At 65.1% G+C, this 12,544-nt stretch carries 8 protein-coding genes and 1 pseudogene; 4 read left to right on the top strand and 5 right to left on the bottom strand.

Features of this window, described 5'->3' with window-relative positions; all coding sequences use genetic code 11:
* Window positions 1-97: 97 nt before the first annotated feature.
* Window positions 98-1,729: a YbaL family putative K(+) efflux transporter gene (gene ybaL / locus MM194_RS10220; RefSeq protein ID WP_241343514.1), complete on the bottom strand. Its 1,632-nt coding sequence runs from the start codon at window positions 1,727-1,729 to the stop codon at window positions 98-100.
* 393 nt (window positions 1,730-2,122) lie between these two features.
* The gene (gene ggt, locus MM194_RS10215; protein ID WP_241343513.1) at window positions 2,123-3,904 is read right to left on the bottom strand and encodes a gamma-glutamyltransferase; all 1,782 of its coding nucleotides are present in this window, start codon (window positions 3,902-3,904) and stop codon (window positions 2,123-2,125) included.
* Between the two features lie 134 nt (window positions 3,905-4,038).
* Between ggt and MM194_RS10210 the strand changes: the two genes are divergently transcribed.
* Window positions 4,039-4,635, top strand: a complete 597-nt coding sequence (locus tag MM194_RS10210; RefSeq protein WP_241343512.1) for a GDSL-type esterase/lipase family protein — start codon at window positions 4,039-4,041, stop codon at window positions 4,633-4,635.
* A 109-nt stretch (window positions 4,636-4,744) separates the two neighbouring features.
* Here MM194_RS10210 and rdgC read toward each other — a convergent pair whose 3' ends face one another.
* Window positions 4,745-5,656 (bottom strand): recombination-associated protein RdgC, encoded by a 912-nt coding sequence (rdgC, locus tag MM194_RS10205; RefSeq protein ID WP_033130457.1) that lies wholly within the window; start codon window positions 5,654-5,656, stop codon window positions 4,745-4,747.
* A gap of 180 nt (window positions 5,657-5,836) precedes the next feature.
* Here rdgC and MM194_RS10200 point away from each other — a divergent pair, with 180 nt between their 5' ends.
* The 3 genes from MM194_RS10200 to MM194_RS10190 all read left to right on the top strand — a co-directional run bounded on the left by MM194_RS10200 (window position 5,837) and on the right by MM194_RS10190 (window position 11,343).
* Entirely contained in the window at window positions 5,837-6,271 is a 435-nt protein-coding gene (locus MM194_RS10200) for a GNAT family N-acetyltransferase (protein ID WP_241343511.1), read from the top strand.
* 96 nt (window positions 6,272-6,367) lie between these two features.
* Window positions 6,368-7,594 carry an exonuclease SbcCD subunit D C-terminal domain-containing protein gene (locus tag MM194_RS10195; protein ID WP_241343510.1) on the top strand — a complete coding sequence of 409 codons (1,227 nt, stop codon included), beginning with the start codon at window positions 6,368-6,370 and terminating at the stop codon, window positions 7,592-7,594.
* Complete coding sequence (locus tag MM194_RS10190; RefSeq protein ID WP_241343509.1) at window positions 7,591-11,343, top strand: AAA family ATPase; 3,753 nt, start codon at window positions 7,591-7,593, stop codon at window positions 11,341-11,343. Before MM194_RS10195 ends, MM194_RS10190 begins: the two co-directional genes overlap by 4 nt.
* A 68-nt stretch (window positions 11,344-11,411) precedes the next feature.
* Here MM194_RS10190 and MM194_RS10185 read toward each other — a convergent pair whose 3' ends face one another.
* Together MM194_RS10185 and MM194_RS10180 are read right to left on the bottom strand one after the other, a co-directional pair.
* Window positions 11,412-11,957 carry a cytochrome b gene (locus MM194_RS10185; RefSeq protein ID WP_033130454.1) on the bottom strand — a complete coding sequence of 182 codons (546 nt, stop codon included), beginning with the start codon at window positions 11,955-11,957 and terminating at the stop codon, window positions 11,412-11,414.
* Between the two features lie 465 nt (window positions 11,958-12,422).
* Window positions 12,423-12,544, bottom strand: a pseudogene (locus MM194_RS10180) (IS1595 family transposase); the annotation flags it as partial.

Here is a 12,544-nt window from a genome sequence, read left to right as displayed (position 1 = left end):
TCAAAAAAACAGTCCGGGCTAATGGCCCGGACTGTTTTTTATGCCGGTTTCAGGGATGAGTGACCGGGAGGCGCTTTCAATGAGGACCCGCCGAGTCTCAGGCTGGCTGGATTGTCAGCTGGCACAGCCGACGCGCCGTCTCTTCCTCGCTTTTGACCACCTGATGTACCCCGCGGATCAACAGATGATGCACCTCTTCGGCCTGATGGGCACAGGCGGCGATCCGCAGCAGGGCACCCTGTTCGCGCGCGGCTGCCGCGACCTCGCCGGCCAGCAGGCTGTCCTCCAAAGTGATCAGCAACCAGCTGGCATTGGGGAGCGCCGCCGCGAGCAGATCCTGCTGGACGGGATGGCCGGCCAGGCAGGTGATGCCCTGGGCGCGCCAGGGATCGAGCAATCTCTCATCGCTGTCTATCACCACCATTTCCGTCCCTTGCGCATGCAGTTGCCGGATCAGATGAATGCCGATGCCGTCGGCACCGACTACCACCACATGGCCTTGCAAGGGGCAGTGCGGGGGGCTCTCCTCCACCTTCGGCTCGGGGTTGCGCCGCAGCCAGCGTTCGGCCTGGTTGAACACCAGGGGGTTGAGCATGATGGAGAAGCAGGCTCCGACCAGGACCAGGTCGCGCGCCACCTCGGGCACCAGATCCAGCATGATCCCCAGCCCCATCAGGATGAAGGAGAATTCCCCCACCTGTGCCAGGCTGGCGGAGATGGTCAGGGCGGTACGCTGGCTGTGACCAAACAGCCGCACTATGGCGAAGGCCGCGACCGACTTGCCGATGACGATGACGAAGATGGTGGCCAGCACCGCCAGCGGCTCGCGCAGCAAGATGGTGGGATCAAACAGCATGCCCACAGAGACGAAGAAGAGCACGGCGAAGGCATCCTGCAAGGGCAGGGTATCGTTGGCGGCCTTGTGGCTCAGGTGCGAGCTGTTCATCACCACCCCGGCGAAGAAGGCGCCGAGGGCAAAGGAAACCCCGAACAGCTTGACGGCGCCGAAGGCGATGCCGAGCGAACAGGAGAGTACGGCCAGGGTAAACAGCTCTCGGGAGCCGGTGGCGGCGGTGCGGGCCAGCAGCCAGGGAATGAGGCGAGGACCCCCGATGGCCATCAGCGCGATGAAGGCGGCGACCTTGGCCAGGGTGAGGCCCAGGTCCCACAGCACATGGGCGAGGGTCAGGCTCTCATCCCCTTGTTGCAGGTTGGCGAGTATGGGGAGCAGCACCAGCGCCAGTACCATCACCAGGTCTTCGACGATGAGCCAGCCGATGGCGATGCGGCCCTCATTGGTATCGACCTGGCCGCGGTTCTCCAGCGCCCGCAACAGCACCACGGTGCTGGCGGTCGAGAGTGCCAATCCGAACACCACCCCGGCGGTGATACTCCAGTCGAGCAGCTGGGAGAGGCCGAGGCCGAGCAGGGTCGCCAGGGTTATCTGGACGATGGCGCCCGGGATGGCGATGTGTTTGACGGAGAGCAGATCTTTCAGGGAGAAGTGCAGCCCCACCCCGAACATCAGCAGAATGACACCTATCTCCGCCAACTCGGGGGCCAGTTGCAGATCGGCGACATAGCCGGGAGTAAAGGGACCGCACACGACCCCGGCCGCCAGATAACCTACCATGGGGGAGATCCGCAGGCGCTGGGCCAGCATGCCAAAGAGATAGGCCAGCACGAGGCCGCCAACCAGGGTTGTGATAAGGGGGAGTGAGTGGTCCATGTCGTCACCTCGCTAATGGCAGTCAGGGGCTACCAGGTCACCGCGGGGGTGAAGAGGGCAGCTGTCAATGAGCAGGGGGCGAAAGAGACAGATGCTGGCCGTGGCAAGCACAATATCTTGGGGACAACAGTTGCCGTTTCTATTGAAAAATAATGTATTTTTTTAATCCAAGCAACACTTATCCACTTTTAAGTCAGTATTTGAGATTAAACGCGTATAAATCATAGAATTAGGGAGAGGGAATGGCGCTTTGTCACATTTCTTGGCAGTCGCAATCAATCTGTGATGAGTTTTATGCGGCTTTGGCTGAAGAGTGTCGAGGGTGGAAAGGACGGAGGCGGCACCAGGCCGCCTCCGTCGCAATCGGGCACTAAAGACGAGTGTCAGAGACCTTCACTCGCCTCTGGCCACCCCCTCGCGCCTGGGATCGGCCGCGCCAAACCAGCCGCCGGCGTTGCGCTGCACCCCCTGCAACCCCGAGGTCTGTTCATTGAGCAGGATCTCATGTCCTCTGGCCTTGAGCCCCTCGATCACGGCCTGGGGTGTGCGTCCCTGCTCCAGCTCGGTGGGGCCGTTGCGGCTGCCAAAGTTCGGCAGGGCTATGGCCTGCTGCAGGTTCAGCCCCCAGTCCTGGGTTCCCAGCAGGGTCTTGCCCACGTAGTTGATGATGGCGGAGCCGCCCGGCGAGCCGAGGCTCATCTCCAGTGCACCGCTCCGCTTGTCAAACACCAGCAGGGGCGACATGGAGGAGCGAGGGCGCTTGCCCGGCTCGACCCGGTTGGCCACCGGCAGACCGGCGGCATCCACCGAGGTGAAGGAGAAGTCGGTGAGCTGGTTGTTGAGCAGGTAGCCGTTGACCATCAGCCGCGAGCCGAAGCCATCCTCGATGGAGCTGGTCATGGAGACCGCCATCCCCTCCTTGTCGACGATGGAGACGTGGCTGGTGGAGGGGAGCTCAGGGGTGGCGTCCTTGCCGCGGGCCAGCGCCAGTGGCGGCGTGCCGGGCTGGGCGATCCCCATGGAGCGGGCGCCGATCAGCTTGCCGCGCTCGGCGAGGTAGCCTTTGTCGAGCAACCCGGCCACCGGCACGCTGACGAAGTCGCCGTCGGCCACGTACTGGTTGCGATCGGCGAAGGCGAGCCGCGCCGCCTCGCTGTAGAGGTGGATGGCATCGCTCGAGGCAGCCAGCCGACCGTCTGCTCCTGGCACCGGCTTGAGCGCCGCCATGTCGCGGCTCTCCAGCATGCCGAAGATCTGGCCAAGGGCCAGGGTGCCGGAGGAGGGGGTCGGGAAGCCGCACACCTCGCTCTGGCGATAATCAAAGCAGAGACCGTCCCGCAGCTTGGCGCTGTAGCTGGCGAGATCGGCCGCCGCCAGCACCCCGGGGTTGGTGGGATGCCGGTGCACCTTGGCCACCATGGCCTCGGCCAGCGGCCCTCGATAGAAGGCGTCCGCCCCCTCGTGGGCCAGGGTCTTCAGCACCTCGGCCAGCGCAGGGTTGGTGAGCCGGGTGCCCGCCGCCTTGGGGGCGCCGTCCGGTTGATAGAAGTAGGCGCGGGCCTCGGGATCCCTGGCGAGGTAGGGGTCTTTGGCAATCAGGGTGGCCAGCCGCGGGCTGATGATGAAGCCCTGCTCGGCCAGGGTGATGGCGGGGTCGAACAGGCTGGCCCAGGGCAGCTTGCCATAGCGCTGATGGGCCAGCGCCAGGGCGCGCACCGTGCCGGGGGCGCCGACCGAACGACCGCCCACCACGCCGTCATAGAACGCCATCGGCTTGCCGTCCCGCATAAACAGCTGATCCGTCGCCGCGGCGGGGGCGGTCTCCCGGCCATCCACCGCGCTCACCCGCTTGCCATCCCACACCAGCAACAGGGAGCCACCGCCGATGCCGGAGGATTGGGGCTCCACCAGGGTCAGCACCAGCTGGACGGCGATGGCGGCATCCACCGCGCTGCCGCCGGCCTTGATGATCTGATAGCCGGCATCCACCGCCAGCGGGTTGGCGGCGGCCACCATGAAGTCACGGCCCTGCCAGCCCTGTTTGTCGGTCCAGCCGCTGGCCGACTCGGGGGCGAGCAGGGTCTGGGGTGGGGTCACGTAGTGGAAGGTATTTTGAGGGGCGCAGCCGGCGAGCATGCCTAAGGCGGCGAGCAGGCCGAGGGATCGGTGGGACATGACACTCTCCTTGTCTGTTTTTCATTCACCGGTCGGAATGTGGCACAATCGAACCTCGATGAAAAGATTGTCTCTGTACTCATACGGCCACAAAGCCATCAAGGGATGAGAGTGCAACCCACAAGGAGAGGTGGATGAGAGAAATCATGATAGGGCTGCTCTGCCTGCTGCTGGCCGCCTGCGGGGATCCCGGGCTCAAGCCTCTGGCTGCGGGGGCGACCATACTGGCCTTCGGTGACAGCCTGACCGAGGGGCGCGGTGTCGGCCCGGCCCAGAGCTACCCCAGCGTGTTGGCGAATTTGAGCGGCCATACCGTCATCAATGGCGGCGTCTCCGGGGAGATCAGCTTGGTGGGCAGGGCCCGTTTGCCGGCGCTGCTGGCCGAGCACAAGCCCGCGCTGGTCATCTTGCTGGAGGGGGGCAACGACATCTTGCGTGGCAGCGGAGAGGGAGCGCTCAAGGACAACCTCGCCGCCATGATAGAGGCGGCGCAAGGCAGCGGCGCCCAGGTGATGCTGGTGGGGGTGCCCCGCAAGTCCCTGTTTGCCGACGGGGCCCCTCTCTACGGGGAGCTGGCGGAGCGCTACGGGCTGGTGCTGGACAATGACAGCATAGGGGAGTTGCTACGCAGTCCCGAGCTCAAGTCAGACTCGGTGCACTTCAACGAGCAGGGTTATCGCACCCTGGCCGAGCGGCTCCATGGGCTTCTCAAGGAGCATGGGGCACTCTGAGTCGCGTCGCTTATGACTGATGCCGTCGGTTAGCCCGGCAACAGAATGAAAAAAACCGCCGGATGGCGGTTTTTGTACGATGGCTTCTGTCGCCAGCGGGACTGAGCCCTCAGATGGATTGCTCCTCGCCCCCCAGGGCGGCGAACAGTGCCGGGATGAACTGGGCCAGCTCGGCGGTCACCAGGGCGAAGTCGGCGTCCAGGCGAGCGGCCGGATCTTCGCTGGTTACATCGTCGTTCTGCTCGCGCAGCTCTTCGCTGAACTTGAGACGCTTGATGGAGAGATCGTCCCCCAGCACGAAGCTCAGGGTCTCGCCCCAGTTCAGGGCCAGCTTGGTCACCATCTTGTCGTTGGCCAGGTGATTCTTGATCTCCTCGCTCATCAGATCCTGCTGTTTGCAGCGGATGATGCCGCCGTGCTCCATGGCACTGCGCAGCTCGGCCTCGTCTTCCAGGGTGAAGCTGGCCGGCAGGTTACCCTCGTTCAACCACTCGGTCATGGTGATCTCGGGCGGGTTCTTGAGCGCCACCGGCACCACCGGCAGGGAGCCGATGGATTTGCGCAGCAGCGCCAGCAGATCGTCCGCCTTCTTGGCGGAGCCTGCATCCACCACCATCAGGTTGTCGGCCGGGTTGATCCAGGCGAAAGTCTGGCTGGTGCGGCTGAAGGCGCGGGGCAGCAGGGTATGCATGATCTCCTCCTTCAGCGCCTCCTTCTCCTTCTTCTTGAGGGCGCGGCCCTGCTCGAATTCGATCGCTTCGACCTTCTCCGCCAGCATCTCCTTGATCACGGTGCCTGGCAGCATCTTCTCTTCCTTGCGGGCGCAGAGCAGGATGTGGCCGGAGGCGCTGTGGGTCAGGGTAGAGCCGAATTTGCCAAGGGGCTTGACCCAACCGAACCGGGAGATGTCCTGGCTACCACAGGGGGTGAAGGCACAGGCCTCCAACTGGGTTTCCAGCTGCTCCACGGTCAGTTCGAAGGGGCGGGTAAAGCGATAAATCTGCAGGTTTTTAAACCACATGGCGTCCTCGGTCTCATAGATTGTCCGGCGGGCATTGTACTAGAGAGGCGCTTTGTGATCAGCCAATCATTCTCGCTAAATAAAGGGCGATCGAGTTCACAGGGCATCATGTTCGGCACAGGGGCGGCGACCGAACTCCCCTAGACTGCTTGTGTTCAGCTTGTTAATAAGGATAAGGAAATGTTGAGAGCGAGTCGACCGCAAGACATGGAAGAAATAGTCGAAATCTGGTTGCTGGCGTCTTTGCAGGCCCATGACTTCGTCGATGCGTCCTGCTGGTGGCAGGCTCAGGAGGAGCTACGAACCCGTTATCTCGATCACGCCCGCATCTGGGTATTTGAGGAGCGAGGCGAGCTGCTCGGTTTCATGGCGCTGGTGGAGGACTTCCTGGCCGCGCTCTTCGTGCGCCCCGACCGGCAGGGGCGGGGGGTCGGCCATGCCCTGCTGCAGGAGGCCAAGCTACAGGGGGACGAGCTGCACACCCGGGTATTCGTGGAAAACGAGCCCGCGGTGCGCTTCTACCGGCGCCACGGCTTCACCGTCGGGGACGAAGTCACGGATCCCCTGACCGGTCATCCCCAGTATCAGATGCATTTTATACCGAGGCGAAGCTGACCCGTGGCTGGCGGCGCTTGAAAAAAGGGGGCCTTGTCCGCATCCTGTCCGCATTCGGTGCCGTTGGCACCCCCTCTCTATCCGAGCCGCTCTCTCATGAAGATCCTGCACACAGCCGACTGGCACCTTGGCCATCAACTCCATGGCCATGAGCGCCGTTTCGAACACGATGCCTTCCTCGACTGGCTGGCCGACACCATCAAGCAACGGCAGATAGATGCCCTGCTGGTGGCGGGGGATCTGTTCGATACCGCCAATCCCCCCGCCAGCGCCTGGCAACAGCTCTACCGCTTCCTGGCAAGGCTGCGGGCCGAGCACCCGACGCTGGACATGGTGCTTGTCGGCGGCAATCACGACTCCCCCTCCAAGCTGGATGCCCCCCACGAGCTGCTGCGGGCCTTCGATCTGCACCTGGTGGGCAGCATCAGTCGGGACGGAGAGGGGCGGCTCGAAACGGAGCGCCTGCTGGTGCCGCTGCACGACAGGGAGGGCCAGGTCGCCGCCTGGTGCGCCGCCGTGCCTTTCCTGCGCAGCAGCGATCTGCGGGTCGAGGCGCTGGCCGAGGGGCAGGACAGGTTGATCGAAGGGGTACGCCAGATCTATGAAGCCGTGCTCGGCGCCGGCCGTGCGCGCTGTGAGCCGGGTCAGGCGCTGATCGCCATGGGCCACGCCTATCTGGCAGCGGGCCAGCTCTCGGAGCTCTCGGAGCGGCGGGTGCTCGGCGGCAACCAGCACGCCCTGCCCGCCGACATCTTCGCGGGGGCAGATTACACGGCCCTGGGTCACCTGCATCTCGCCCAGAGCCCGGCCCCCGGCGTGCACTACAGCGGCTCGCCGCTGCCGTTGTCGCTGGCCGAAGCGAACTACAACCACCAGGTACTGGAGGTGACCTTCGAGGGCGACAAGCTGACGGCGCTGGAGCGGATCCCGGTTCCCCGTAGCGTCGAGATGATCCGCTTGCCGGAGAGCGCGCTCGATGAGGCCCTTGACGCCATCACTGCGCTCGATTTGCCCGAGCTGCCTGTTGAGGCCCAGCCCTTCCTCGAGGTGCGACTGCTGCTGCCCAAGCCCGAGGCTCGCATCCGTGAGCGCATCCTGGCGGCCATGACCGGCAAACCGGTGCGTCTGGCCCGCATCAGCACCCGTTATCAGGGTTCGGGTCAGGGGTTGGCCGATGGGGCGAACCGGCGCAGGCTCGATGAGATCTCCCCGACCGAGGTGTTCAGGCTCTGTTACCAGCGCCAGTTCGAGGGGGAGCCGACCGCCGAACTGGTGGCCTCGTTCGAAGAAATCCTGGTGCAGGTGAAGGAGTCAGAGGCATGAAAATACTCTCTCTGTCAGGCGAGAACCTGGCCAGCCTGACCGGCAGCTTCGCCATCGATTTCAATGGCGGTGCCCTCGGCGCTGCCGGCCTGTTCGCCATCACCGGCAACACGGGGGCGGGCAAGAGCACCCTGCTCGACGCCATCTGCCTCGCGCTCTATGACGAGATGCCGCGCTTTATCGCCAATCGCAAGAACGTGGCCGAGGTGGGTCGACTGGATGACGAGGAGAAGCTCAAGGCCAACGACGTGCGCGGCATCTTGAGTCGCGGCCACGCCAGCGGCTTTGCCGAGGTGCAGTTTCGCGGCTGTGACGGGCGCCGCTATCTGGCGCGCTGGGCGGTACGCCGGGCCCGCAACCGCTCGGAGGGGCGCTTCCAGGCCCAGGAGCGCAGCCTGACCGATGTCCAGACAGGCCAGCTCTTCTCCGGCAGCAAGCGGGAGTTGCAGGAGCGCATCGATGAGCTGGTGGGCCTCTCCTGGGAGCAGTTCCGCCGGGCCGTGATCCTGCCCCAGGGGGAGTTTGCGGCCTTTCTGAAATCCAGCGCCGACGAGCGCTCGGCGCTGCTGGAGCGGATGACAGGCACCGAGCTCTACTCCGCCATCTCGATACAGACCCATGAGCGGGCCCGCGCCGAGCAGCAAGCGCTGACGGCCATCGCACAACGGCTCGGCGACGTGGCGCTGATGGACGAGGCGACCCGGGAACACTGGGTCACCGAGCAGCTCAACCTCTCCACCAGCCTCAAGCACGAGCAACAGCAGCGCCAGCTGTTGCAGGACTTGCGCGATCTCAACGATCGCATCGCCGCCCTGCGCCAGGCTTGCCAGGAAGGGCAGGGGTTGCTGACCGCCGCCGAGGCGGCCCACGCCGAGGCCGCGCTTGCGCGGGAGGAGTTCGCCCGGCTCGAGCAGGCTCAGGTGGCCCGCGCCGATCACGATGAGCTGGCCCGCCTGACCGCCGATCTGCAGCAGCAAACGCTGCTCATTGGCCAGCTGGGCCCGGAGCTTGCGCAAATTGAGCAGGAGCAGCAGCAGGCCGTGCTGCGCGAGCAACAGTTGCTGGCAGAGAAAACTGCCGCCGAGGGGGAGTGGGGGGCGCTGCAACCGGAGATCAAGCGGGCGCAGGAGCTCGATACCCGTATCCGGGAGAGGGTCAGCCAACTGCAGGAGATCCAGCAACAGGGCAAGCAAGCGCGCGAGCTGCAGCTCAAGTTGCAGCGGGAGTGGCAACAGCAAGCGGAGCGGGTGCAAGGGCTGACGGAGCGCCGTCAGCAATGGGCGAGCTGGCTCGAGGAGCGCAAGACCCTGGCGTCTCTGGCACCCCAGTGGCGCCCCTTGCTGGCCGCCATGCAGGATTGGGTCGAGAGCCGGGCGCTGTTGCAGCGGGTGCAGCAGAGTCGTGAGCAGCGCAGTCAGGCCCTGCGCGAGCTCAATGGGCGCCTGGAGCAGGGGCGGCAGGAGCGCGACTATTGGCAGCATGAGCGCACCCGGCTGCAGCATCAGCACGATGAACAGCAGGCGCAAGAGTGGGACGGCCAGGTGGCTCGCGCGCAAGAGCGGCGGCAATCTGACACCGAGCAACAGGCGCGGGTGCACCAGTTGCTGGAGCTGGCAGAGGCGGGGCGCAACCACAGCGAGCAGCAGGAGCGACTCTGGCAAGAGATCGAAACGCTCGAGCAGCAGTTGGCCCGCCTCGCCGCCTTGCACGCCGAGCGCGAGCCCGCGCTGGCGCGCCTCGCCATCCAGCGTGACGAGGCGCGCCGCGCACTGGATCAGGCCCGCGCCGTGGCCAGTTTCGAGCAGCATCGCCATGAACTGCAAGATGATGAACCCTGCCCGCTCTGCGGTGCCAAGGAGCATCCCTATCGCCAGAGTCAGCCCCAGGTGGCGGGCATCCTGGCCCAGCAGGCCGAGCGTATCCGTCAGCTGGAGCTCGAGTGGGAGCGGCTCAATCATCAACATATTCAAGGGGAAAGCGAGCGGGTCGAACTGGCCCGCCAGCTGACCGCGCGCCAGCAACAGCAGCCCGAGCTGGAGGCGAGATCCGCTCGACTGGCCGAGCGCTGGGGACTGCTGGGTGGCAACGAGCTGTCCGGGGGCGAACTGCCACCGCACCAGAGCCCGGCCGAGTGGGGCGAATGGCAGTCCCGCTTGCTGGCGCAGGGAGAGTCGCTGGCGCAGCGTCTGGCCGAGGGGCAGCGGCAGCTGTCGCAGGCCCAGGCTGGGCAACAGGCGCTGGCGGGACTGCGGGAGCAGTTGGCCCAGCTCAATGTTCGTCAGCAGCAGTTCGAGCAACAGTGGCACGAGAGCGAGCGACAGAAGACGCAGTGTGAGGCCGAGCTGAAGGGCTTGGCCGAGCAAGAGGGCAGCCTGCGCCAGCGGCTGGCACAGGGGGAGGCAAGGCTCGATCTGCAGATGGGGGCCGAACCCTGGCGCGAGTGGGCCGAGGGTGAGCGCTGGACCGAGTGGCAGCAGACCTGTGAGGCCTGCCTGCAGGGACAGGGGGAGTGGGAACAGCTCGGGACGGAGATCGCCAGTCAGACGCCCGTCTTGAGCGCGCAGGCGGTGCGGGTGCAGGGTCAGGACGAGCTGATGCACAAGCTGGAGCTTGACTACAAGGCAGGGGAGCAGCAGCGGCAGGGACTGGTCGCCAGCCGGGAGGTCTGCTTAGGTGGTCGTGCCATCGCCGAGGTCGAGAACGAGTGGCAACAGCGACTGTTACAGCTGAATGCCCAGCTCGACGGGGCTGTGACGACCCTGCGCGCATTGCGGGAGCGACAGACAGAGCTCAAGACCCGGCTGACCCATCTCGAGCAGGACAGACAGCTGAGCAGCCGGCGACAGCGGGAGGTACAGGGGCGCTGGTCGGCCCAGGCCAGCACGCTCGGGATCGCCGAGTATGAGCTGCGCCGGTTGTTGGCAATCACACCGGAGGAGATCAAGGTGCGCCGCGCCACCCTGCAACAGCTGGACGATGCCCTGGCCGAGGCGCGTACCCGGCTCGGCGAGCGCCAGCGAGCGCAGGCGCAGGAAGAAGCCAAGCTGGAGCGCTACCGTGAGCACCACGGCGAGCTGACGGCGCTCAGTGCCGAGGCTCTGAGCCAGCGCCTCGGCGCCTGTGAGGCCCATTGCCGCGAACTGGAGGAGCAGTTGTTCCAGTGCAAGAGCATGCTGGCCCAGGCCGAGACAGCGGCGCTCAAGGCGGGGAGCCTGCAGGCAGAGTTGGCCCGCCAGCAGGAGGTGGTGGATCACTGGCAACAGCTGTCTGAGCTGATAGGGTCGGCCAGCGGCGCCAAATTCCGCACCTTCGCCCAGAGCCTCACCCTGGAGCGTTTGCTGCTGGAGGCCAACGCCCAGCTCGCCGAGCTGTCGCCGCGCTACCGGCTGGAGCGGGTGCCCGGTACCGATCTCGCGTTGCAGGTGGTGGATCTCGACATGGGGGACGAGGTGCGCTCGGTGGACTCGCTCTCCGGTGGCGAGAGCTTCCTGGTGTCGCTGGCGCTGGCGCTGGCGCTCTCCAGCCTCTCGTCGCGCCAGACCCAGGTCGAGTCGCTGTTTATCGACGAGGGGTTCGGCACCCTGGATCCGGACAGCCTGGATCTCGCGCTCTCCAGCCTCGACTCCCTGCAGGCGGCGGGCCGCCAGATCGGGGTCATCTCTCACGTCCAGACCCTGGTTGAGCGGATCGGCGTGCAGATCAGGGTCGAAGCCCTCGGCGGGGGGGAGAGCCGGGTGGTCTTGCCCTGAGGACGATGCATCGACCAACAAACAGGCCCCATGATAGGGGTCTGTTTGTTGGTGTGACCGGTCCTGGATTATCTCTTCTCGGGCAACATATTGGTCAGGGTGTTGTCCTTGAGCACGTGGTGGTGATAGAGGGCCGCGGCGGCGTGCAGGGCGATCAGGGCATAGCCGATGTTGGCCAGCGTCTCGTGCAGCTCCTTGATGGTCCCCTTCAGGCCATCATCCGGCACCATCAGGGCGGGCAACTCGGCTCCGAAGAAGGGGATGGGCTTGCCCCCTGCGCTCAGCAGCAGCCAGCCCAGCAGCGGGGTGAGCAGCAGAAAGCCGTACAGCGCCAGATGGGCGAGGTGGGCCAGCCTGAGCATCAGGGGAGAGAGGGCGGGCTCGATACGTGGTGACGGGCTGCTGAAGCGCACCAGCAGGCGCACCACGACCAGTGCCAGGATCAGTAGACCCAGCATGAAGTGCCACTCCTTCATGGCATCGCGGCCGACGGAGCCCTTGGGGAAGATGTCCCTGAACTCCATCAGGCTGTAGACGGCAATCATCAACAGCAGGGTCAGCCAGTGCAGCCCGATGCTCAGGCTGCCATAACGTCGTTCCGTATTCTTCAACATGCTCATCTCCTGCTCGGGGTGCCCGTTGCATCCGCTCTGGTTCTGCCTCTCCGGCCTCGCTTCCTGTACCCCGATGTGGTCTTGGTCATCTCCATGTTACAAGGCGTGCTTGCCAAAACCTTGATCTCGATAACTTTCTGACATTTTACCCCAGCTCCCAAGCGGTGACCGACAGGCAGCTTCAGGCGCGGGCGATAAGGCTGACTACCCTGCCTGTGAGGGTCGTGAGATGAGGACCCGGTGATGGGTGGGGTCTGTTCGGATTGCATGGCTCAGCCGATGCGGGGGGCCATGCCGCCGGATCATGGGCCCTAGTGGCGGGCAGCCCCGTGACTCCGCATGGTGTGGATCAGGGGTTGGAGGCAGGTTAGGGTTGTGACTCGGTATCGGACCGAGGCGTTGGGCGGCCGGTTGGAAATGGGCGAGGGGGGGCCGTCGTCAACGGATCCTAGCCCATAAAAAAGGCTATGTCCCAATTACGTGTTGCATGGGGCGCCCCAGCGCCTCATGCAAGCAACGCGGGATATCCACTGCCTGCCCATAACGCTCCAACATCCTTCGCCAGCCCAGATAATTCCTCAAATAGC

It is taken from the genome of Aeromonas sp. MR16 (genome assembly GCF_022549315.1).
GTDB classification, from domain to species: domain Bacteria; phylum Pseudomonadota; class Gammaproteobacteria; order Enterobacterales; family Aeromonadaceae; genus Aeromonas; species Aeromonas aquatica.
This window is presented reverse-complemented; position numbering and strand designations above follow the sequence as displayed.